This window comes from Nocardiopsis sp. JB363, from assembly GCF_900143625.1.
GTDB lineage: Bacteria > Actinomycetota > Actinomycetes > Streptosporangiales > Streptosporangiaceae > Nocardiopsis.
This window is the reverse complement of sequence record NZ_FRFF01000002.1, coordinates 1-22,136: the sequence shown is the minus strand read 5'-3', so window position 1 is coordinate 22,136 and position 22,136 is coordinate 1. Positions and strand designations below refer to the sequence as shown.

Below are 22,136 nucleotides of genomic sequence, written 5' to 3'. Positions count from 1 at the left end.
GGAGCCCACCCGGGGCCGGGCCGTTGAGGGAACACGGCCCGGCCCTTCTCCGTCGGTCGGCTCTCTGTCAGTCGGTCGTGGCCCCGGTCCGCCAGGCCTGGGCGAACATCTCGTGCGGGGGAGCGACCGGCAGCGCCCGGGTGAAGGGTCCCCGGCCCTGTTTCTTGCGGTCCACCCAGATCAGGTGGGTGGCGATCTTGGCCGACTCCATGGGTGGGAACGGTGCCTTCAGCTCGGTCCACTCACCGGGCAGGAAGAGCGTGCGCCCGGCCCTGGGACGTTCGCCGCGCAGCACGAGTCCGCGTTCCACGAGCGTTTCGGCGGCCTCGGAGTGCTGGGACGCGGTCCAACCGTTCCACCGGCGCACCCGTCGGTCGGTGGGGTGGGCCAGGGTGAGTAGCTGCAGGTAGAGGGCGACGGCGTCGGTGTCCAGATCGAGCTTCGCGGACACCTCCGCCACCAGGCCGGGCACGCTCACCCGTGGGTCGGTCTCGAACCGGCCGGCGGGCACCGGGGTGGCGGCGGCACGTTCGACCATGCGCGCCAGCCCACCGCCGCAGACCACCCCGGCCTGTCGCACCACCAGGGCGAGCCAGTCCATTTCCAGGTCGTCGAGGACACGGATGGACCGCTCGAACGACTCGGGGTCGAACAGGTGCGAGGTCGACAACAGGGGGTCGGGCCATCTGTACGCCTCCGGTCCCTCGGGGAGAACGAGGACCCCGTCGCTTCGGAGGGCCTGGCCGCAGCCGGGTTCGAACACACCCTCGGAGCCGACCCGGACAGGGGTCGCCCCCGCCGCCTCCGCCCACGCCGCCAACGTCGCGGGACGCAGGGGCACGCCCAAGGGGACGTACAGCTCGCCGGAACGTAGCGACTCCGTCATTCGCTCGTACAGGTCGGCGACCCCGGCCCGGCCGGGATCGCCCACCGGGAGCTCGGTCAGCGCCCAGGCCAGCAGGGTCGCGGTGTTCAGGTAGGGGCGGGCTCGATGCTTGTCGAAGAAGTGGACCTGGTCCCCGGTCCGGGCCTCCCGGACCTGTACCCCGTCGCGATCGTCCAAGGCCAGGGAACGGGCCCAGCCGGCGGTGTCGACCTCGGCCGGAGCGGTGAGCTCACGGGTCCACTCCGCCGCCAAGCCCAGGTCCCTTTCGATCAGGGTCGACAGCTCCGGGGTCCGTGGCTTGGTGGGTTTGACCCCGAGGAGTTCCACCCATACCCGAGCCATGCGTTCGGCGGCGTCGACCATGCCCCCGGGCCGCCACAGGTCGGCCGGGTCGTCCGGCATACCCGCCCCGAGCAGTCGCGCGACGGACTCGGCCGGCAGCTTCGCCCCGGTCTTGCGGTACTCGGTCAGGGCGCCCTTGCTCAGCGGGAACACCGGGTCCTTACGCCCCATCTGACCGGAGAGGACGAACGCGGCGAGCGCCCCCATGGCCTTGGTGCGCTGCTGGAAGGTCTTGACCGCTGTGGGTTCGGCCGTGACCGGGCCGTCGCGGTCCAGCAGTTCCAGGAAACGGCGCAGTCGCGCGGCCTCGTCGCGCTCCACCCGGATCACCCGTTCGTCGACGGCGTCTTCGGGAACGGGAGCGGACCCCACGCGCAGGTAGGTGTACAGGGTCTCCGGCCGGTATCGACCGGACCAGTGCGGGATGGTGGCGTTCGCGGAGCGCTGCTCCCGCGCCGGCGGGTCGGTGATCACCGCTCGTCCCTGGGCCAGGAGCGGCGCGAGGGCGGTGCCGGTGGCGGAGCCGACCGCCCACTCCGTCCCCTGTTCGGCGAACGGCTGTTCGGCCCAGGCGCTCAAGAGCGCGACCAGGGCCTCTCCTCGCTTGCCCGTCTCGGCCCCGGTGGCCAGCCGCCACATGATCGCGTCGACCAGACCGAGGAAGTGGGTCCAGGAGGTGGCCGGGGTGCCGGGAGGTGCCAGGCGTCGATCCACCTCGTCGACCAGGCCCGCCAGTCGGGCGCCGTCGGCCGCAAAGGCGGTCACCATGTTCGGGTGCTGGGGGAACCCGAACGTGAACACCTGTTCGGGGACGAGCCCGGACAAGGCGTCGGCCAGGTTCCGGTCCTCGGCCTCGCCGGTGGCGCGCGGCGGTGTCCCGGAGCGGATCCGGGCGGTGCGGTCGGCCATCCGGGTCACCCCGAGCCGGAGTTCGGCGGCCCAGAGCACGGTCTGGACCACACCCTCGGCGACGGCCGGTTCGGTGACCCCGGGAAGGAGACGCGGCAGGCACTCCCGCACCGCCTCACCCCGGGCCTGGGCCGCCTGTTCGGCGATCTCGGGCAGGGCCACCTGTGGTGCGGGGTCCTCGGGGACCGGGGCGGCGAGCGCCACCTCGACGAGCCGTCGGGCCGTGTCGGTGTCCAGCGTGCGCAGGGCTCGGCTGGACCCCGGGTCGCGCGGGGTGAGGAAATGCCAGAAGGCCGGTGGGGGCATGAAGGAACGCCGCCCCACGGCGTCGAGGTGTTCCAGTCCGCCCTTCGGGTAGGCCCAGGTCTCCCACAACAAGGTGTCGTCGGTAGTGTCCCGGCACTGGATCACGGTGTGCCCCGGCTGCCACCGGAAGGCGAGCAGCGCTTCGGTGGGGTTGTCGGGCATGCGCAGGACACCCCAGTACGTGAGGTCCCGCTGCTCGTCGAAGGGCGCCCGGCGACCGTCCGTCCCCTCAAGGGCGCGTTCGGCGTAGCGCAGGTACCGGTCGGGCCTTTCCTCGCCCGGTCCGAGCCACACCACACGGGCACCCGCGAGTCCGTCCCGGGCGCCCAACGGTGAGTCCGTCACTCCGTCGGGAAGGTGGATCAGGTGCAGGCGGGTGTCCAGGTAGTCCACGTAGTCCAGGCGCGCGTCCGGGAGGAGGAAGTCGGGGCTGGAGGGTTCCAACGCGGCACCGGTGGCGGGGTCGAGTTCGGTGGCGCCGTCGAACCACCGGTCCCCGTCGCCCCACACCCGGATGCCGTCGGTGGCGTGGTCGGCCGCGTACGCGATCCCGGTGCGGTCCCCGGGACGCAGGACACGTCCGGCGTCGTAGCGGCCCCCGTCCGGGCTTTGGAGGGTCAGTCCCAGGTCGTAGCGGTGCGCCGTGCCGGAGTAGAACAGGCCGGGGTCCGTGCCCGCGTCGAACACGTCGTCGGGGGACGAACACCAGAACGCCCGTGCCGGTTCCGACCCACGCCGGTGGGCGTCGTCACGGTGCACCCAGGACACCAGGAAGTCCCCGCCCACATAGTGCACGGCGTGCTTCGCGGCCTCTTCCGCCAGACCGAACGTGCGGGAGTCGCGCCGTCCCCGGTGGTCCACGGCGACGGCGGTGTCCCGACCGTAGACGGTGAGCACCGGCCAGGTGGAGGTCATTCCGAGCACCCCTCCCGGGCGGGCCCCCACCTCGGCGACCGCCTCCTCGAAGGCCGGCCATGTGTACTCGGCGGGGACGCCGAACCTCAGGGTGCGGGCCAAGGGCTCGGCAAGGTCGAGGCCCTCCAAAGCCTTCGGGAGTCCGTCCAACGTGTCCATCACGAAGTGGGTGAGACGCAGGTCGAGGTGGGCCAGGGCCTGCTCGACCTCGCCCAGGGGCGCGGTGCGCAGAGTTCGCAGCATCCCCTCCACCGCCTTGACCAGGGTGGGATCGGGGGTCCGGCGCGGGTGGCGGGCCCGGTGGGCGAACTGCCGGATCGAACGCGCCGTCTCCTCGTTCACGTCCACCTGGATCTCGTGGTCGTCGCAGACGATGAGCAGGCGATCTTCCAGTTGTGAGTGCCGGTACCTGCCTTCGCGCATGCGCACCGGGGTGTTCTCGGCCCGGATCCGTGGGGCGAGACGGGGCAGCAGGGTGAACAGTTCCTCCGGGAGCTTCTGCCGCGTCACCCCCTGGCCCACCCACCGATAGCAGTACATGTGGTGGAACTTGGAAAGCCAGGCGGAGTACCCGCCTTCGGGGCGGACCTCGCCTTCGACCATGGCGTCGGCGATGCCGCTGCTCTCCAACAGCCGTAGCCAGGTGGCGCCGTCGGTGACGGTGTTGGGGAAGAGCTTCGCGATCCCGGCCCGGTGCTCGGGTGCGGGCGGGATCTGGGCGAAGACCTGTGCGGCCTTGTCCAGGAGTCCGTCGGATACGGGGGTGCCGGGGAGGGCCGCCAGGACCCGGCCGAGGACATGGGAGATCTCCCGCGTGGTGGAGTGGGCGTCCAGACCCAGTGCCTTGACCGAGACGCGCACCCGGGTGACCAGGTCGGCTGGGGCCGACAGTCCCACCGAAGCACGAGCGTAGGGGTACATGACGCCGGCCACCACCGCTCTGCTTCCGGCGGCCCAGGCGTCGAGGAAACGGACGAACTCCCGGTGCGCCTCATCCGGGGGGAGGAGCGCGGCCAGCCTGCGCTGCTGTTCCTTGACCTCCGAGGAGGGAAGCAGGCCTTGGCGGGCGAACAGCAGGGCGTTCTCCACCGTGTGGTGCGAGTCCAGGGTGAGCCCGTGTTCGGCCTCCACCGTGCGGGCCCGCAGGTAGGCGGTGGTGGCGTGCCTGCCCGAGGAGTCGAACAGACGGTGGGCGATCGTGTCCAGCAACCAGGGGGCGTGCTCCTTCGGCAGCCCGGACTCGCTCAGGTGGGCCTCCATGTGTTCTCGCACGTACTCGGGTTTGCGCCGCCTCTCGTGCAACCGTTCGTCGAGGAGGTCGAGGATGTCGCCGACCTGAGGCGCGTGTTCGGGGGCGTGCGCCTTGGCCCAGTCCAGGTACAGGGTCGACGTCGAGGGATCGGTGGGGAGGGGAAGAGGCATGGGCGAAGCATGGCAGTGGCCTCGGACGGTCCGTCACGACGCGCCCCGGGCCCGGACCATGTCGGAACCGGGCAATAGCATCGCGGCATGAGCACGAAGCACACCCTCCCGGACATACTCGACGACGCGGCCTTGCTCTCCCTGGAACACCAGCTCCATCTGGAGGAGTTCCTCGGGGAGCACCACTGGAACGTCGACCTGCAGGAGCCCAGGTTCGAGTTCACCGGTGAACGCCCCCTGGTCTGCGAACGGTTCCACCTGTTGGGCAGCGCGGCCCCCGGCCCGCAATCCTGGATGTGGGGCTGGGCCAACCCCTCCGGCTTCCCCGCCGAACTGACCGGCTTGGGCGCGGCGGTGCGGGACTTCGGCCGGGACAACGACATCCCCGCCTTGGCCGAGGCCGAGGTCCCCTTCGGGACACTGCCGGGTTCGCCGGAGGAAGCGCACTTGGCGCTGTATCCGTTGACCGAGGCGGCCAAGCTCCTCACCGGCCGTTGGTTCGCCTACAACGGTGAGGCGGGCGGCGGCACCCGGGTCTCCTTCATCATCGAACATCCGGACCTGCGGCTTCCGCGGGCCACCCCCATGCGGGTCATGCGCATCCTTCAGGAAGGGGTGGCGGGCCTGCGCCTGTCCGACCACAAGCGTGCCGTGTACACCTATGCCCGGCTGCGCGGATTGTCGCCCCGCTTCACCGACGCGGACCGTCGGACGCTGTCCCTGACCGCTCCCGACCTCGGTGTGGAGGTGGGATTCGACGACCTGAACCGGGTCGTCAAGATCGGGGGGACCGTGACCAAGGCCGGGGAAGAGGGCCTCTAGGAGGCCCGGGGGAGGGGGACGGGTCTGGCCGAGAGCGGTCAGTTTCCGTGATGAGCGCGGCCCGGGCGGCTACGGTTCGGCTCTGGGAGGGGTCGGCCGATCCGGTCCCGAAGCGACGAGGGGCCGCGCATGTCCGAGGCGAGCACCGATCTCGAACAGACCGCCGACCGTGACCCGAGGGAGACGGGGCGGCCGGGTACCGCGGTCCGGCGGGTCGCCTTCGCCGGGCTGATCCTGCTCTTGGTGTTCGCGTCGCTCACTCTCTGGGACCTGCGTCCACCGGCCCCGGCACCGTCGACCGCGCCGGAGACGGAGTTCAGCGCCGAACGCGCGCACGCCCACGTGGAACGGATCGCCAGGGCCCCGCGCCCGACCGGTTCCGAGGAACACGAACACACCCTGCGGTACGTGGTCGACGAACTCGACGCCCTCGGCCTGGAGCCCGAGATCCACGAGTCGACCGGGGTCGCACCGATCCCCTTCACCTGGACGACCCCGCTCGCCCGGGCCCGGAACGTCGTCGCGGTGATCGAGGGCAGCGATCCCACCGGTCGGGTTCTCCTGGCCGCCCACTACGACTCGGTGGCCTCCGGGCCGGGCGCCAACGACGACGCGGTCGGGGTCGCCGCGGTACTGGAAGTGGCACGCGCCATGACCTCGGCGGACGAACCGCCGCGCAACGACGTCGTCCTGCTGCTGACCGACGCGGAGGAGGCCGGTCTGCTCGGTGCCGAGGCGTTCACGGACGATCACCCGCTGGGCGCCGAAGGTGGTGTGGTCCTCAACCACGAGGCACGCGGGGCGGGTGGCACCGTCATGCTGGTCCGTGCCACCCCCGGTAGTGGCGACCTGGTGCGGCTGTTCGCCGAGACCGCGCCCCATCCGGCGGGCGACTCCTTGACCGAGGAGCTCTTCGCCTTCCTGCCCAACGACACGGACTTCACCGCCTTCCGCGAGGGCGGGTTCACCGCCTTCGACTACGCGTACGCGGGACGCGGCGCGCTCTACCACAGCCCCCTGGACACCCCGGAGAACGCCGACCCCCGTTCGCTCCAGCAGATGGGCGACAACTCGCTCGCCTTCGGTCTGGCCCTGGCCGGGGAAGACCTCGCCCCGTACATGGCGGGGTCGGAGGCGGCGACGGAGCCCAACCCGGTGTACTTCAACGTCCCACCGGGGCAGCTGGCCCATTTCCCGGCCTCCTGGGCGCTGCCGATGGCGGGGGTGGCCCTGGCCCTGACGGTGGCGTTGGTGGTCGTGGCCCGACGTCGGGGACTCGTCACGATCCCCCGGGTCCTGGTCGCCTTCCTGCTCACCCCGGTGCTTCTGCTGCTGGGGGCCGCGGTGGGGTTCGGGTTCTGGCAGGGGCTGGTCGCGGTCCGTCCGGGTTTCGCGCACCTGCTGACGGGTTCACCGTACGAACCGGTGTGGTTCGCGGTCTCGGCGCTCCTGGTCGGACTCACCCTCGCCACCCTCTGGTTCCTCCTGCTGCGCCGGTGGCCGGGCGTGTACGCGCTCATGCTCGGTGGACTCCTAACCCTGGGGTCGATCGGTGCGTTGCTCGCGGCGGTGGCTCCCGGCGCCTCGTCGTTGCTGGTGCTGCCCGCGATGGCGGTCGCCGGAGGTGGCCTGCTCGCTTTGGCGGCCGGCCCCGATTCCCTCTGGCGCCCGCTGTTCTGGACGGTGGCGCTGGTTCCGACCGCGGTGCTCCTGTACACCGCGGTCTGGGGCAACCTGGACATGGGGTTGGCGGACGGTCTCGTTCTGGGGCTGCCGTTGCTACTGCTCGGTCTCGTACTGGTGGCACCCCTCCTGGAATCGGTGTGGCCGCGCCGACGAGCCTTCCTCCTGCCGGCGTCGGCGCTGGTCGTCGCGGTGGCCTGCGCCGGTGCGGGGATCGCGGTGAACTCCCACGACGCGGAGCGGCCCCTACCGGCCCGGCTGGCCTACACCCTCGACAGCGACGCGGACGCCGCCACGTGGTCGGTCCCGCTCGGCGAGGACGAGATCGAGATCCCCGCGGCCGAGTGGGCCGGCGATTACGTGGGGGAGGAGGTCGTGGACTCACCGTCGCGGGGGGCGGGGTTGCCACGAGCGAGAGTCGGTGCGGCCGAACCGGTCGACCTGCCCGCGCCCGAACTGGAGGTCGTGTCCGACACCGAGGTGGACGCGGGACGGCGGATCGAGCTCGAACTGTCCTCCCCCAGGGGTGCCGAGTCCTTGGGGCTGCGGCTGACGGGGATGGCGCCCCGGGGTCGGGTGGTGATGGTCGAGGGTCGACAGGTGCACGTCAACCCGGATGTAGAGGGCCGGTGGGGTTTCCGCTTCCTCGCCCCGCCTCCGGAACGGCCGGTCCAGGTCGAGTTGGTGGTCGGCTCGGATCCGGTCACGGTCACGGTCGAGGACAGCGACTCGCTTCCCACCGCCTTGGACGGACTTCCCGGCTATGAGCCACCACCGGAGGAGTACTACCTGCTGTACAGCGAACTGACCGTCCTGGCCGAACACGAACTGTGAGTCCTCGGGGGCGGCAGGACATGGGGCTTTCGGGACCCCGCCTTCCGCCACGGTGGAGGGGGTGTGGCCACAATGACGGCATGCCCCTCGACAAGATCGACGAGACGACCCTGCGAGCCTGGACCGCGATCGGAGGTGCGGCCGAACCACCGGCCGAGATCTCCCGTCGCACGGCCGGGAACGTGCTGCCCGCGGTACTTCCGGTGCGCGCCCTGGCCACGGCCACCGTCGGCGCCTGTTCCCTCGCCGCCGCCGAACTCCTGGCCGCCCGCAACGGTGGGACGGCCCCACGGGTTCACGTGGACGAGGGCGCGGTGGCCACCGCGTTCATCAGCGAGCGACACCTGCGCGTGGAGGGCCGTAAGCCCACCCCGTTCGCACCCCTGTCGGGGTTCTGGCGGACCTCCGACGGTTGGGTCCGTACCCACGCCAACTACCCGCACCATCGGGAACGCTTGCTCGACGCGCTCGGCATCGACGCGCTCGGCATCGACGCGGGAGGTGATCCCGACGCCTTGCCCGACCGGCTCGCCGCCGTCCTGTCCGGGCTTTCGGCCACCGAGGTCCAGGAACGGGTGTACACGGCCGGTGGGTTGGCGGTGGCGGTCGCCCCGTCGCCGGACAGGGGAGCGCCGGTGGCCGAACGTCCGCCCCTGGCCGAGGTCGCCCCGCATGGAGAGGCCGGCGGGCGACACCTGGAAGCGGCGGCGCTGCCCGCCGCCGGGGTCCGGGTCCTGGACCTGACCCGGGTCATCGCCGGTCCCGTCGCCACCCGCACCCTCGCGCTCTTGGGGGCGGACGTGCTGCGGATCGACCCGACCGGGATGCCGGAGGACCCCGACAGCCACATCGACACCGGCCCGGGCAAGCGTTCGGCCCTGGTCGACCTGGACTCGGCGGAGGGCCGAAGCGTCCTGGAGGGGTTGTTGGACACGGCGGACGTGGTGGTCACCGGGTACCGACCCGAGTCCCTGGACCGGCGTGGACTGTCGGCCGCGGACCTGGTCGCGCGCCGTCCCGGGCTCGTGGTGGCGCAGTTGTGCGCCTGGGATCGGAGCGGTTCCTGGTCGGGGCGCCGGGGCTTCGACAGCCTGGTGCAGGCGGCCACCGGTATCGCGTCGATCGAGGCGGGCGGGGACGAACGACCGGGTGCCCTGCCCGCGCAGGCGTTGGACCACGGCACCGGGTACCTGATGGCCGCGGGTGTGCTGCGCGCGCTCACCGACCGTCAGGTCGATGGGCGCGGGCGCCGGTTGAACTTCTCCCTGGCGGGCACCGCGTCCTGGTTGCTGCACGACATCGCCGAGCAAGCACCGGGCGAGGGAACCCACGACGCCGAGGAATGGCTCACCGAGGCCCCCTCCCCCTACGGGCGGTTGCGCTACGCCCTGCCACCGGTGCGCTACGAGGGCGGCCCCGAGGACTGGGCGCACACCGCCTCGCGGTGGGGCACCGACCCGGCGACCTGGCTCTGAACCCGGACGCCGGGCCGCCGTCGCGGACGTGGGGAACGTCCGCGACGACGACCCGTCTATTCGGGTTCGGCCACCATGGACGCCGGCGACCGGCGCAGGGCACGGGCCGCCGGTACCAGCGCGGACAGGACCCCGATCAGTAGGGAGACGGCGAACACCAGGCCGAGTTCCGGCCAGGGCAGCAGCACGGAGATCTCCGCCGGGCCCTGGCGCGGATCGAACTCGTCCCGCAGCCCGACGGTGAGCGCGTACAGGCCGGGCAGGGACAGTGCCGTTCCCAGGACCAGACCGATCGTGGAGACCAGGCCCGACTCCGCGGTCAACAACCCCAGGACCTGCCGACGGTGCGCGCCGGTGACCCGCAACAGAGCCAGGTCGCGGCGGCGCGCCGACGTGGACAGGGACAGGGTGTTGGCCAGGGATATCGCGGTGTATCCCAGGGACAGCGCCAGGATGATCCCGGCGAACAGGCGCAGCAGCCCGATTTCCGTGGCCACGCCCTCGTCGAGCAGCCGGTCGGTGTCCGCCACCCGCGCGCCCTGGTCGGCCAGGACCGCGGAGAGCGCTTCGACGTCCACCGGATCGAACGCCGCCATGATCGTGAAGGTGGCCGGGTCGTGCTCGCGGGCCACGTCGTGCGGCAGCGCGAGTTCCGCCCACATCTCCAGTTCGGGCGGGAACTCCCCGATCGTGATCGGAACCCGGCCGGCGGTGCCGTCACGCCAGGTCAGCTCCACGGTGTCGCCGTCCGCCCAACCGAACCGCTCGGCCGTTGCGGGGGAGGCCAACGCGGTCCCCTCCGGCACCGAGCCGGGCTGGAGACCCACGGACTCCACCCAACGACCGTCCACGTACACACCGGTGGCGAGGTGGCTGACGACCTCCCCGTCGGCGTGCTCACGGGTGCGTTCGAGAGCGATGTCGGTCAGACCGTCGCCACCGTCCGTCCGTACCACCATGGCCTCGCCGGGGATCTCGCCCCGTGAGTGCTCGTCGATCGCCCCGCCGAGAGTGTCGGTCTGGCCCAGCACGGTGACGGCGAGCGTGGACACCAACAGGGCAGGCAGCAGTGTCGACGCCAGACGTCGGGGACCGGTACGCGCTTCGGCGCGCAGCAGTTCGGTGAGCGGCGACCGCTCCGGCAGCAGACCGACGACGCGCGGCAGGTAGAGGGGTGCGGCGACGGCCGCCGCCACCAGCAGGGCCAGGCTCGACCCCAGGCCGTAGGCGATGGCCTGTTCCGTGTTCCCTCGCACGGTCGCGGCCACCAGGACGACCCCGAGAAGCCCGGCGGCGGACGCGATCCACAGCCGCCACTTCGACACCGTCTCGTCCTTGCCCCCTTCCGGTCGCAACGCTTCCAGGGGCGCGACCGCCGCGCCCCTGCGCGAGGCACCCAGGACCCCGGCGACCGCCGTGGTGGTCCCGAGCAGCACCGACACTCCGATGGGCAGAATGACCGAACGCACCTCCCAGTAGCGGGACAGCAGCCCGCCGTCGACCATCCAGCCGCCCAGCAGGTGCGCCCCGACGATCCCGAGCATCGCACCCACCAGGGAGGCGACCAGACCCACGACCGCGGCCTCCCCGAGCAGCAACCGGCGCACCTGCCCCGGGGTGGCGCCCACCGCGCGCAGGAGTGCCAGTTCACGCCGGCGCACCGAGACCTGGAAGGTGAACGTGGTGCCGACCACGAACACCGAGACGAACACGGCCAAGGCGCCGATCAGGACGAGCAGCTGTTGACCGACCCAGTTGTTGGAGGCGTCGAACTCCGACTCCATGGCGCCGCGTTCGTCGTCGGTGTACACGTCCGAGGCCGGACCCACCACGTCCCGTACCAGGTCACCCGTGGTCGTGGGATCGGTTCCGGGCGTCGAGACCACACCGATGACGGACACCCCGGTCGCACTCTTCTCGGCCAAGGGGTCCGGGACCAGGACGTCATCGCCGTCGGTGACCCCGGCAACGGTCATGGGCCACTCGGCGCCGGCCGTCAGCACGTTGACGGAATCGCCCACCGAACGTCCGTAGGAGGCGGGCAGTACGACCTCGTCGGCCCCGGACGGCTCCGCGCCGTCGAGCAGTTTCGTACTCCCGAGGAGGAAGGACGACCATCCGGCGCCGTGGGGATCACCGTCGACCGCGTCGCCCAGGATCCGGTCACCGTCCATGACCTGGACTCGAAAGCGCTGCTCGGCGACCGCGGCGGCGACCCCGTCGTCCCGGGCGATCTCCTCGACCAGGGCGTCCGCCTCGGCCGAGCCCCACACGGTGCGGACGACCGTGACGTCGTCGGACCGGGTCCCGGCCTCTCCGGGCACGGCCAGGGCGGTGGTGTTCTCATAGCGTGGCGGCACCGTCGGCAGCGACGAGGCGATGACGATCGCCGAGGCCGCCAACAGGGTCACACCCAGGGTCAACGCGACGAACCCGCCCATGACGGCGCGCAGACGGTGCCGGACCATAGCGAACGCGATCATGACTCCTCCAATCCGGCCATGCGCACCGCGATGCTCCCGGTGTCGAGCCGACCACCGTCGTGAGCGTCGATCTCGTCCACGATCCGACCGTCGGTCATGAACACCACCCGGTCGGCGCGCGCGGCCACGGCCGGATCGTGGGTGACCACCAGGACCGTCCGACCTTGTGTGTCCACGACCGCGCGCAGATGGTCCAGCACCTGACGGCCACGGGTGATGTCCAGGGCGCCGGTGGGTTCGTCGGCGCAGATGACCGCGGGGCGGGTGAGGACGGCGCGGGCGATCGCCACCCGCTGCTGCTCACCGCCGGAGAGCTGGTGCGGGCGGTGGTCGGCGCGATCGCGCAGCCCCACGTCGTCCAGCGCCTTGAGGGCGTCCTCGCGGCCCAGGGGCCGTCGTGCCAGCCGGGCCGGCAACAGCGTGTTCTGGGCGGCGGTGAGCGCGCCGACGAGGTTGTAGCTCTGGAAGACGAACCCGACCCGCTCACGGCGGAACTCGGTGAGCTCCCGTTCGTCGAGGTCGCCCAGCTCGATCCCGTCCACGACGATGCTTCCGCCGTCGGGCCGGTCCATGCCGACCGCGCAGTGCAGCAGCGTCGACTTCCCCGAACCGGAGGGCCCCATGATGGCGGTGAAGGTCCCCTCCCGCACGTCGAGCGACGCGCCGTCGAGGGCGGCGATCCGGTGGTCTCCGGTCGTGTAGTGCTTGGTCAGGGAGTCGATGCGTAGGGCGTCACGTGTGGCGCCGAGCGTGGCGTTCATATCTCAAGCACAGCGGGTCGGGCGGGTCCCGCGCGGGTGCCCGTGGTGGAGATTCGGAGGTAGACCCTGCTCTACCGCGCGACCATCCTCGGGCGGGCTACCGTCGAGCGGGTGAGCATCCCGAACCTGCGCGCGGCGATCACGCTCGCGCCCCACCGCTTCCTGCTGTCGGCGTGGCCATGGCGGGCCCTGGCGTACGTCCTGGCCGGCACGGTGGGCGGCGTGCTCATCGTCGGGAGCGTGGATCTCCTGGTGAAGTACACGCCCATCACCGAGTGGCCGTGGTACTGGGAGCCGCTCGTGCTCATCGTGGTCTTGGTGGCGATCCCCGCCAGTACGCCGCTGGTGGCGCGTTGGGGTCGGCTCTGCGAAGGGCTGGTCGGGGAACGGCCGGAACGGTCGGCGACCGCGCGTTCCACGTCCGGCCCATGGCGCGACCTCGGGTACACACTGCTGAGCCTCACGATGCTGTGCGTGCTGGACCTGGCGGTGCTCGGGGTGGCCCTGGGCGCTCCCCTCCTGGGCGTGCTCAACTTCGTCGACGCTCGACACCTGAACGTCTTCGAACGGTGGGCCTCCGTACTCGGATGGGCCGCCCTGTGGCCGGTCGGGCTCTACCTGATCGCGGGATGGGCGGTCACACGTTCGGAGATCGCCCGCGCCGTGTTGTCCCCGCGCGAGGACCGGTTGGTCGCCGAACTGCGCGACGTCACCAGTTCCCGCGCCGCGCTGGCGACCGCCTTCGACGAGGAACGTCGACGCATCGAACGCGACCTGCACGACGGTGCCCAACAACGCCTGGTCGCGGTGAAGACCTCCTTGGGGTTGGCCCGGCTGGACCTGCCCGCCGACTCCCCGGCCGCGAACGCCGTACGGGAGGCGCAAGAGCAGGTGACGCGGGCACTGAGCGAACTGCGGGACCTGGTGCGCGGCATCCATCCCCGAGTACTCACCGAGAGGGGCTTACAGGCCGCCCTGCTGGACGTGGCGGCCCGCGCCGCGTCCGAGGTGGAGATCGACCTCGACCTGCCCGAACGCCTCCCGGGAGCGGTGGAGTCCACCGCCTACTTCGTGGTCTGTGAGGCCATCGCCAACGCCGGTAAACACGCGCCCGGCGCCACCGTGCGGGTTCGGGGCGGGGTACGGGACGGGAGACTGTGGGTGGACGTGACCGATGACGGCCCCGGGGGCGCAACCCCGGACGGTGGCGGGTTGAGCGGCCTGCGCCACCGGCTGGCGGTCCTGGCGGGGGAGCTGACCGTGGACAGCCCTCGGGGCGGTCCCACCATCGTGCGATTGGAGATCCCGGAACGATGACGCGCGCACTGGACGTCGTGGTCGCGGACGACTCGATCCTGCTCCGCGAGGGCGTGGCGGGGGTGGTGGGCAGGTTCGGGCATCGGGTGGTCGCCGCCGTCGGCGACGCCGACGCGTTGGAGGACGCGGTGCGCGCACACGATCCGGACTTGGTGGTCACGGACGTGCGCATGCCTCCGGAGTACGCGGACGAAGGGTTGCTGGCAGCGGTGCGGATCCGCCGCGAGCGCCCTGGGCTGGGGATCATCGTGCTCAGCCAGTACGTGCAGCCCGCCTACGCGTCGGACCTGCTGGAGATCGACGCCCCGGGTGGGGTGGGCTACCTGCTCAAGGAGCGGATCGGTGACGTCACGGAGTTCGCGGAGGCGGTCGTCAAGGTCGCTTCGGGCGGCACGGTTCTGGACCGGGAGGTGGTCCGGGTGATGCTGGCGGCCCGTTCCAGTCCGCTGAAGCGGTTGGCGCCCCGGGAGCGTGAGGTGCTCTCCCTCATGGCGCGGGGCGAGTCCAACGCGGCCATCGCACGCCTGCTGGTGGTGTCGGACGCGGCGGTGAGCAAGCACATCGGGTCGATCTTCACCAAGCTGGACCTGGACCCCCGGATCGACGGCCACCGAAGGGTGCTGGCAGTCCTCGCCTACCTCGACCGCTGACCGGGGAAGCGACGCTCGCGGGGAAGGAATGTCCGCGGGGGAAGCAACGCCCGCGGGAAGGGATGTCTACGGACAAGCGAGGCCCGCCGGGGAAGCGTCGCCCATGGAGAAGCGCGGCTTGCGGGGAAGCGAGGTCCATGGGGGAGGGATACCTGCGGGCGGGCGACGCCCTTGGAGAAGGGCGGCTTGCGGGGAAGCGAGGTCCATGGGGGAGGGATGCCTGCGGGCAGGTGACCGCCATGGAGAAGTGACGCTTGCGGGGAAGGGACGCCTGGGGGCAGGAGAAGCGGGGTCTGCCGGGGCGGTGCTCAGGTCCGCTCGTGAGGGTCTTCCGGTTCCGAAGCGCTGTCCGGTGTGGTGGGGAAGGCCAAGAACCGGGTGACGACGGTGCGGGCGCCTTCGGGCGTCTCCTCCGGGGCGCGTTGGTAGCGCTTGAGCAGGCCGATGTACTCCTCGAAGAAGCCGGACAGCTCCTCCGGTGTCACCTGGATGCTTCCACTGGAGAAGGGGAACGCGTCCCCCCAGGTTTCGTCCTCGGCGGTGGCCTCCAGGGCGCTGTTGAAGTCCTCGAAGTCACGGGTGAACGCGGCCCGGGCGTACTCGTCCAGCGCCTGCCGGAAGGCCTCCTCCTGGGCGCTGCGCGGGGGGAAGCGCAGGTCGTGCCGGGGTGTGCGCCACCAGCGCTCCCGGCCGTGTGAACCCTCGGGCGGTTCGGTCTCCTCCACCAGCCCGTTCCGGGCCAGTTCCCGCAGGTGATAGCTGGTGGCGCCGGTGTTCAGCCCGAGCTCGCGGGCCAGGGAGGCAGAGGTCGCGGCGCCGTGCTCGCTCAACCGGGCGAGGATGCGCTGCCGGCGGGGGTGGGCGAGTGATTTCAGGACCGACGGGTCGTCGATCGTCCTGGGCTCCGGGGCTGGGCTCATGGGGCTCAACGTAGTTGTGCACAGGTTTCTGTGCAAGCCCTTGACCGGAAGTGTGGGGTGTGCACAATGAAGTGTGCACAGTCTTTTGTGCACAGGTTCTTGTGTGCGGAGAGCCATGCTCGATATCCGAACCGAGAGAGGTGACCCGATGTCCGCCCCCCGAAAGCGAGCGGTGCTCCTGAAGGCGCTGCTTCCCCTTCCGCTACTGCTCCTGGGTGTGTTCCTGGCGCTCCCGGCCCGATCCGCCCCCGACGATTCCGGTGCTCCGCCACGGGAGGAGCGTGAGAGCGGGACGTCAGGGGTGAGCAAGGAGGAAGTGGAGTTCACGGCGGGGGAGCGCACCGTGCGCGGGGCCGTGCTCGCCCCGGAGGGCACGGAGGACGAACACCCCGGAGTGGTGCTCGTCGCCGGCTCCGGCGAGGGCGTGCCCATGGAGACGTACCTGCCGGTGGCCGAGGCCTTCGCGGCGGCCGGCGTGGTCGCCCTGGTCTACGACAAGAGGGGGGAGGCCGACGGATACGGCCTGTCCGAGGCCTCACTGCCCGACCTCGCCGACGACGCCGTCGCCGGGGTCAGGTTGCTCCGGGAACGGCCCGACGTCCGTTCCGACCTGGTGGGGGTGCACGGCCACAGCGAGGGCGGCTGGACCGTCATCGAGGCGGGGGTCCGATCGGCGGAGGTGGACTTCGTGGTGGCGGCGGCGCCCAGTGCGCTGCCACCGGACCGCACACAGATCTGGATGAACCAGGTCCAGCTGCGCCACGCGGGGGTGTCCGACCGCCTGCTCGACGACCTGGGCGGGCGACTGACCCGCCACGTGGTGGGCGCCGACGCCTTCCGCCTGGCCGGCCACGACCCCCTGCCCGACCTGGCCCGGCTCGAACAACCCTTCCTGGGGGTGATCGCCGAACACGACCGCAGTACCCCACCCAGACAGACCCTGGAGCTGTACAGGGACACCCTGGAAGGGAGCGGGCACCCCCACCACACCCTCCGAGTGGTTCCGGGGGTCGGCCACGGGATGGAACCGAGCGCGGACGGCTTCGTCGAGGCCGACACCGATCTGGATTCCCTGTTCGAGGGCCTGGCACCGGAGTACGTGGACACGGTCACCGGTTGGGTGCGCGGACTGGCCGCCGGTGACCCGGGAGGCGGGTCGGACGCGCCGCCCGCTCAGGACCTGGAGAGCCTCCAACAGCCACCGGCGGGCCCTGGAGTGCTGTGGTTCCTGGTCGCGGCCGGCGGCGGCACCCTGGTCTGCTTCTCCGCCTACCTCGGGCTCGGCCTGATCGGCCGGGCACGTGGGCGCCGGAGCCGGTTGCCGGCGGCCGGGGCCCGAGGCACGTTGTCCGTCCTTGGGCTGCTGCTGCCACCCCTGACCGTGTCCTATCTGGGATGGATCATGATGACCGCCGGCATCGAGGCGGGCCCGGTGGTTCTCGGCCGACCACTACCTTGGTTGGGGTTGCAGGTGGGCGCGCTGGCCGCACTGGGCGCCACGGCGGTGCTGCTCCTGACCTGGAGGAACCGACCGGTTCCCCTGGGCGGGGCCGACCGGGTCCGGCTGGGTCTGCTGTCGGTGGGCGCGGTCGCCCTGCTCCCCTGGGCGGTGACCTGGGGACTGTTGACCCCCTAAGCCCCTGGAACGGCGAGGACGCGCCCTCTTCCGCGTGGAGTCGAGGCGAGGCGGGGTGGGGCGGGGCGGGGCCGGGTCTGTGGTCGGGCGGGGGTCAGTCGCTCGGCCTCGGCGATACCGCGACGGCAGGCCCGGGGTCCGTGGGCGAGCGGCGGTCAGTCGGTCGGACGTCGTCGCTCGGCCTCGGCGATGCCGCGACGGCAGGCCCGGGCAAGGGACCGGTGGTTGCCGTAGCGCTCCAAGAGACCGTAGGGCTGCAGCGGGCCGGAGGGCTCCCCACCCACGGGAGTGCTCTCGGCCCGGTCCACCAACAGGGACTCACCGCTGAGTCGGCCCGAACGGGACCAGCGTTCCCAACGTTCGAAGTCGGGGCTGTACTGGTGGGAAAAGGTGAACACCGGCTCGTCGGTCCCTGCCAGGAGCGTTCCACCGCGGGCCCACAATTCGATATCCGACCCTGATTGGTCCGACCACTGGTCGGCCGTGACCACGTCGATTTCCGGGTGACCGTGGCGGTCGCGGACCAAGAGCGCGTCCGTGGCTCGGGTGCGGGGATGGAGCTCATGGACGCTCTCCACGGAGGTGAGCGTCACGATCATCCTCGGCACCCACCACCAGTTCTCCCGACGGGCCATGAGGCTGTCCGCGCGGAGCCGGGTGGGAGGGTGCTTGAGCGCTTCCTGCTCCACCAGGGACTCCGCGAACTCCTGTCCGCCCAGGTCTTCGAGCACCTCGACGGGGCCACGGCCCACCAACCCCACCCGGCCGCCGGCCTCCTGGTCGGTCACACTGAACGCGGCGTGCCCACCACCGAGGGTGAGGGCGAGGTCGGCCATCGAGTAGGGCAGAGCGACGCACACCTGGTCGCGCAGGGTCAACGGGACCACCGGGATACCCGTGGGCCCGGACGGGGAGATCCAGCTGAGTTCCGCGACGGTGGATCGCTGCCAAACCGTGATCAGGTCAGTCAAGGTCAGACCTTATAAGTGAGGAATGTCGCATGTTAATTTCTGGTGACCCTAACCCATGGTCCGAGCAGGCGTGATCACCGGGAGACGGGTCCGGGTCGATGATCACGCCGCGCCTCGGGCCCGGAATGCGGAAGGTAGGCCACGGCCATGCCCGCAGCCCTCGTCCTACTCGCGTCCGTGGCGGTGTTCGCACTCGGCTACCGCTACTACTCGCGATACCTCGCTGAGAAGGTGTACGCGCTGGAACCGGGGTTCGTCACCCCCGCGCACACTTACAAGGACGGCGTCGACTTCGTGCCGACCAACCGTCACATCGTCTTCAGCCACCACTTCATCTCGGTGGCCGGTGCCGCCCCCATCGTCGGTCCGGCCGTCGCCGTGTTCTGGGGGTGGGGACCCGCGCTCGCGTGGATCCTCCTCGGCACCGTGTTCGCCGCCGGTGTGCACGACTTCGGCGCCCTCGTGGTGTCCGTCCGGCACAAGGCGCGCAGCATCGGCACCCTGGCCGGAGACGTCATCAGCAAGCGTTCACGAACGTTGTTCCTGGTGATCATCTTCTTCCTGCTGACCATGGTCAACGCGGTGTTCGCCGTGGTGATCTCCAACCTTTTCGTGGGCTATCCAGCCGCCATCCTCCCGGTGCTGGTAACGATCCCACTCGCGATCGCCGTCGGACAGATCGTCTACAAGCGCCGCACCGCCGCCCTGGTCCCGTCGATCATCGCGCTGGCGTTGGTGTACGTGTGCATCCCGCTCGGCGTGATGTTCCCGATCGACATCACCGGTGTCGCCGAAGCCATGGGGATGACCCCCAACACGGTGTGGATCATCCTGCTGTTCGTCTACGCCTTCATCGCCTCCCGCATCCCGGTGTGGATGCTGCTGCAACCGCGCGACTACATCAACCTGCACCAGATGTTGCTGGCCTTCGTGGTCATCTTCCTCGGTGTCGTCGTCGGCTGGGACACCATCGTCGCCCCGGTGATCAACAGCGACATCCCGGCGGACTCCCCACCGTGGTTCCCGCTGCTGTTCATCACCATCGCCTGCGGCGCGATCTCCGGCTTCCACAGCCTGGTGGCCTCCGGTACGACGGCCAAACAGGTCGACAAGGAGACCGACTCCCGGTTGATCGGGTACATGGGCGCCGCGGGCGAGGGCACTCTCGCGGTCTGCTCCATCCTGGCCTGCACCGCCGGTGTGGTCGCCGCCTCCACCTCCCCGCTGGCCGACTGGAACGGTCTGTACAGCGACTTCGGTTCGGCCTCCGCCGGCGCCACCGGCAACTTCGTCGAGGGCGTGGGACAGTTCGCCAACAACCTCGGCATCCCGCTGGAGATCGGTGTCATCTTCGCCGTCGTCGTGGTGGTCAGCTTCGCCGCGACCACCATGGACACCGGTGTGCGCCTGCAGCGCTACATCGTCCAGGAGATCGCCGAGATCGTCCGGTTCCGCCCGCTGGCCCGCAACCTCACCGTCGCGACGCTGATCGCCACGATCGTCCCGCTGGGCCTGGCGCTCATCCCGGGTGACTTCGCCTTCGGTACCCTGTGGCAGCTGTTCGGCACCACCAACCAGCTCACCGCCGGACTGGCGCTCGCCGTCATCGCGGTGTGGGTCACCAAGCGTCGCCGCAACCCGCTGGCGATCCTCATCCCACTGGTCTTCCTGTTGGTCATGACCTCGTGGGCATTGATCGTCAACCTGATCGCGTTCGTGCGCTCCGACGACGTCATCGACCGTTTCCTGTTGGCACCGCTCGACTTCATCATCTTCGCGCTGGCCATCTGGCTGGTCGTCGAGGCCACCATCGCGCTGCGCAAGGCCTTCGCCGAGCGCAACCTGCCACAGGCCGAGTCCACCGATTCCACTGATTCCACCGATTCCGTCGAGCCCGAGACCACCGAGGGCTCCGAGGCCTCCGACCCGAAGGAGAAGTAGGACGTGAACCCGCTGGGTGCGCTCTCCCGCGCACGCGACGCCTGGAAGAGGTTGGAGGCCTTCCACGAGGAGGTCTTCACCGCCAAATGGCGACAGGAGGTGCGCCGGGAGGCGCGCACCCAGCACGACACGCTGCGGGCCCTTCTGCTCCTGGAGACTCTGGGGGTGGAGGGGCCCGTGTCCTATGAGACCCTCGATCTGATCCCCTACATGGTGGCCGACCTGCACGAATGGCACCAGCGCATGGGGCGGGACGACCTGGGCGGACCGGGGGTGTGCTGTTGAGGTTCCGACGAACCGCGCGGGCGGAGAAGGTCCCCAAGGGCCCCGAGGAGCCCTCCATCGTCTTCTTCGGCGGCAAGGGCGGGGTCGGCAAGACCACCATGGCCGCCGCCCACGCACTCCACTTCGCCGACCGGGGGCTGCGCACCCTGCTCGTGTCCACCGACCCCGCGCACTCGCTCGGCGACGTACTCGCCATGTCCCTCGGCGACTCGCCCGTCCCGGTCGGCGAGAACCTGTGGGTGCGCGAACCGGACGCCGACGCCGCCCTGCGTCGCCGGGTCCGGCAGATCGGTGACGACGCCGCCCAAGCCCTGCCCCGCGAGATCCTGCCCGCCGTGTCCCGCCACCTTGAACACGCCGCGGCCGGTCCCGGAATGGCCGAGTCCGCCTTGGCCGACCTGCTCATGGACGCCATGGAGGAGGTCCCCGACCGCTGGGATCGCCTGGTGGTGGACAGTGCCCCCACCGGTCACCTGCTCCGTCTGCTCCACCTGCCGGAGCTGCTCACCCCCTGGGTGCGGGGACTGGCCCGTCAACGCGAGCGCGCCGTGGACGCCGACCGCTTCGCCGTCGGCGTCATCGGCGGCACGCAGGAGAACACCGACGACCCGCTCCTGGAGAAGCTGCACGCCCGTCGCCGCAAACTCGAACGCGCGGCGGCCCGGCTCCGAGAGGACGCCGAGGTCCGCCTGGTCCTGGTGCCCCGCCGCATGGTCCTGGCCGAGACCGACCGAGCCGCCAAGGAGTTGGCCGACACCGGTTTCCGCCTGGGCACCGTCGTGGTCAACCAGGTCCCCGCCGACGTCGACCCCGAGGTCATCGGGGACGTCCGTGCCCGCTTCGCCGAGCAGGGCACCGTCGAGTCACCCCTGACCGGTCACGAACCCATCGGCCCCGAGGCGCTCCGCGACCTCCTCACCCACTTGGCCTGAGCCCGCGACCCGTGCTGGAGTCGGTCGCGGGAGACCTCGTACCCCTGAACGGTCCGTGGCCCGGCTCAGGTCGGCAGGCGTTCGTCCGTGGGGAAGCGGTGACGAGGAGTGCTCCCGCACCGTTCGGTCGTCGAACGGCACCTCGCGTTCCCGGTTCCGGACCTTCTGGTTTGTCCGTAAGAGGGATTCTGTGGTCACCCTCGGTGGAGAGACATTTCAGGTGATCCTGGCATAGCTCTGATTTCGGGGAAAATGAGCGAAGGGTTTCGCCCGTATTTATGGGGCTTGATCTCCTTTTTGGGGTGGAATGTGACTCCTGGGTTCTGTTTGTTCGTGGGTGGGTCTGCATGTATGGGCAGGGGGTCGGGTATAGCCTTTTGTTTATGCTGTTTTGGGGAAAAGAAAAGAATTCCCATTCTCAGTGCGAGGGGTCTGGCAGTGTGGTCTCGTTGTCGAGGGTCGGCGGGATCGTGGATGAGACTTCCGTTCGACGCTCTTCTTTCCAATGGGTAATCATGTTCGAAAATGGTGGTGTTCTCGGTGACCGAGACGGTCGAGTCAAACCCTGTTCAGCGGGATGAACAGCAAATGAGTCTGGGGACGTCGGCGGCGCGGAATTTGTCGACGACGACGAAGTCGGCTCCTC

Annotated in this window: 14 protein-coding genes; 9 read left to right on the top strand and 5 right to left on the bottom strand. The window is 70.6% G+C overall.

What is annotated here, in order from left to right; genetic code table 11:
* Positions 1-67: 67 nt before the first annotated feature.
* Positions 68-4,780, bottom strand: coding sequence for a hypothetical protein (locus BQ8420_RS00330; protein WP_087095770.1), 4,713 nt, complete (start codon positions 4,778-4,780; stop codon positions 68-70).
* Positions 4,781-4,867: 87 nt separating this feature from the next.
* On the opposite strand from BQ8420_RS00330, the gene BQ8420_RS00325 reads away from it, so the two are divergent.
* The 3 genes from BQ8420_RS00325 (at position 4,868) to BQ8420_RS00315 (ending at position 9,594) form a co-directional block, all read left to right on the top strand.
* Complete coding sequence (locus BQ8420_RS00325; RefSeq protein ID WP_087095769.1) at positions 4,868-5,602, top strand: DUF6882 domain-containing protein; 735 nt, start codon at positions 4,868-4,870, stop codon at positions 5,600-5,602.
* Positions 5,603-5,731: 129 nt separating this feature from the next.
* The gene (locus BQ8420_RS00320; protein WP_087095768.1) at positions 5,732-8,119 is read left to right on the top strand and encodes a M20/M25/M40 family metallo-hydrolase; all 2,388 of its coding nucleotides are present in this window, start codon (positions 5,732-5,734) and stop codon (positions 8,117-8,119) included.
* Between the two features lie 80 nt (positions 8,120-8,199).
* Positions 8,200-9,594, top strand: coding sequence for a CoA transferase (locus tag BQ8420_RS00315; protein WP_087095767.1), 1,395 nt, complete (start codon positions 8,200-8,202; stop codon positions 9,592-9,594).
* Between the two features lie 56 nt (positions 9,595-9,650).
* On the opposite strand, the gene BQ8420_RS00310 is transcribed toward BQ8420_RS00315, so the two are convergent.
* Both BQ8420_RS00310 and BQ8420_RS00305 read right to left on the bottom strand, forming a co-directional pair.
* Positions 9,651-12,077: an FtsX-like permease family protein gene (locus BQ8420_RS00310; protein ID WP_087095766.1), complete on the bottom strand. Its 2,427-nt coding sequence runs from the start codon at positions 12,075-12,077 to the stop codon at positions 9,651-9,653.
* On the bottom strand, positions 12,074-12,838 hold the full coding sequence (locus BQ8420_RS00305) for an ABC transporter ATP-binding protein (RefSeq protein WP_087095765.1): 765 nt from the start codon (positions 12,836-12,838) through the stop codon (positions 12,074-12,076). The genes BQ8420_RS00310 and BQ8420_RS00305 overlap by 4 nt, the downstream gene beginning before the upstream one ends.
* A gap of 111 nt (positions 12,839-12,949) precedes the next feature.
* Between BQ8420_RS00305 and BQ8420_RS00300 the strand changes: the two genes are divergently transcribed.
* Together BQ8420_RS00300 and BQ8420_RS00295 are read left to right on the top strand one after the other, a co-directional pair.
* Positions 12,950-14,155, top strand: a complete 1,206-nt coding sequence (locus tag BQ8420_RS00300) for a sensor histidine kinase (protein WP_087095764.1) — start codon at positions 12,950-12,952, stop codon at positions 14,153-14,155.
* Positions 14,152-14,805, top strand: coding sequence for a response regulator transcription factor (locus tag BQ8420_RS00295; RefSeq protein ID WP_087095763.1), 654 nt, complete (start codon positions 14,152-14,154; stop codon positions 14,803-14,805). The genes BQ8420_RS00300 and BQ8420_RS00295 overlap by 4 nt, the downstream gene beginning before the upstream one ends.
* A gap of 308 nt (positions 14,806-15,113) precedes the next feature.
* On the opposite strand, the gene BQ8420_RS00290 is transcribed toward BQ8420_RS00295, so the two are convergent.
* Positions 15,114-15,725 carry a helix-turn-helix transcriptional regulator gene (locus BQ8420_RS00290; RefSeq protein ID WP_087095762.1) on the bottom strand — a complete coding sequence of 204 codons (612 nt, stop codon included), beginning with the start codon at positions 15,723-15,725 and terminating at the stop codon, positions 15,114-15,116.
* Positions 15,726-15,873: 148 nt separating this feature from the next.
* Between BQ8420_RS00290 and BQ8420_RS00285 the strand changes: the two genes are divergently transcribed.
* Positions 15,874-17,361, top strand: coding sequence for an alpha/beta hydrolase (locus tag BQ8420_RS00285; RefSeq protein ID WP_160049258.1), 1,488 nt, complete (start codon positions 15,874-15,876; stop codon positions 17,359-17,361).
* A 155-nt stretch (positions 17,362-17,516) separates the two neighbouring features.
* Here BQ8420_RS00285 and BQ8420_RS00280 read toward each other — a convergent pair whose 3' ends face one another.
* A complete protein-coding gene (locus tag BQ8420_RS00280; RefSeq protein WP_087095760.1) occupies positions 17,517-18,332 on the bottom strand; it encodes a hypothetical protein in 816 nt (271 codons plus the stop codon).
* Between the two features lie 147 nt (positions 18,333-18,479).
* Between BQ8420_RS00280 and BQ8420_RS00275 the strand changes: the two genes are divergently transcribed.
* The 3 genes from BQ8420_RS00275 to BQ8420_RS00265 are packed head-to-tail and all read left to right on the top strand — an operon-like array spanning position 18,480 to position 21,490.
* Positions 18,480-20,273 carry a carbon starvation protein A gene (locus BQ8420_RS00275; RefSeq protein WP_087095759.1) on the top strand — a complete coding sequence of 598 codons (1,794 nt, stop codon included), beginning with the start codon at positions 18,480-18,482 and terminating at the stop codon, positions 20,271-20,273.
* A gap of 3 nt (positions 20,274-20,276) precedes the next feature.
* Entirely contained in the window at positions 20,277-20,558 is a 282-nt protein-coding gene (locus BQ8420_RS00270; RefSeq protein WP_087095758.1) for a cory-CC-star protein, read from the top strand.
* Positions 20,549-21,490 (top strand): ArsA family ATPase, encoded by a 942-nt coding sequence (locus tag BQ8420_RS00265; RefSeq protein ID WP_087095757.1) that lies wholly within the window; start codon positions 20,549-20,551, stop codon positions 21,488-21,490. The genes BQ8420_RS00270 and BQ8420_RS00265 overlap by 10 nt, the downstream gene beginning before the upstream one ends.
* Positions 21,491-22,136 lie beyond the last annotated feature (646 nt).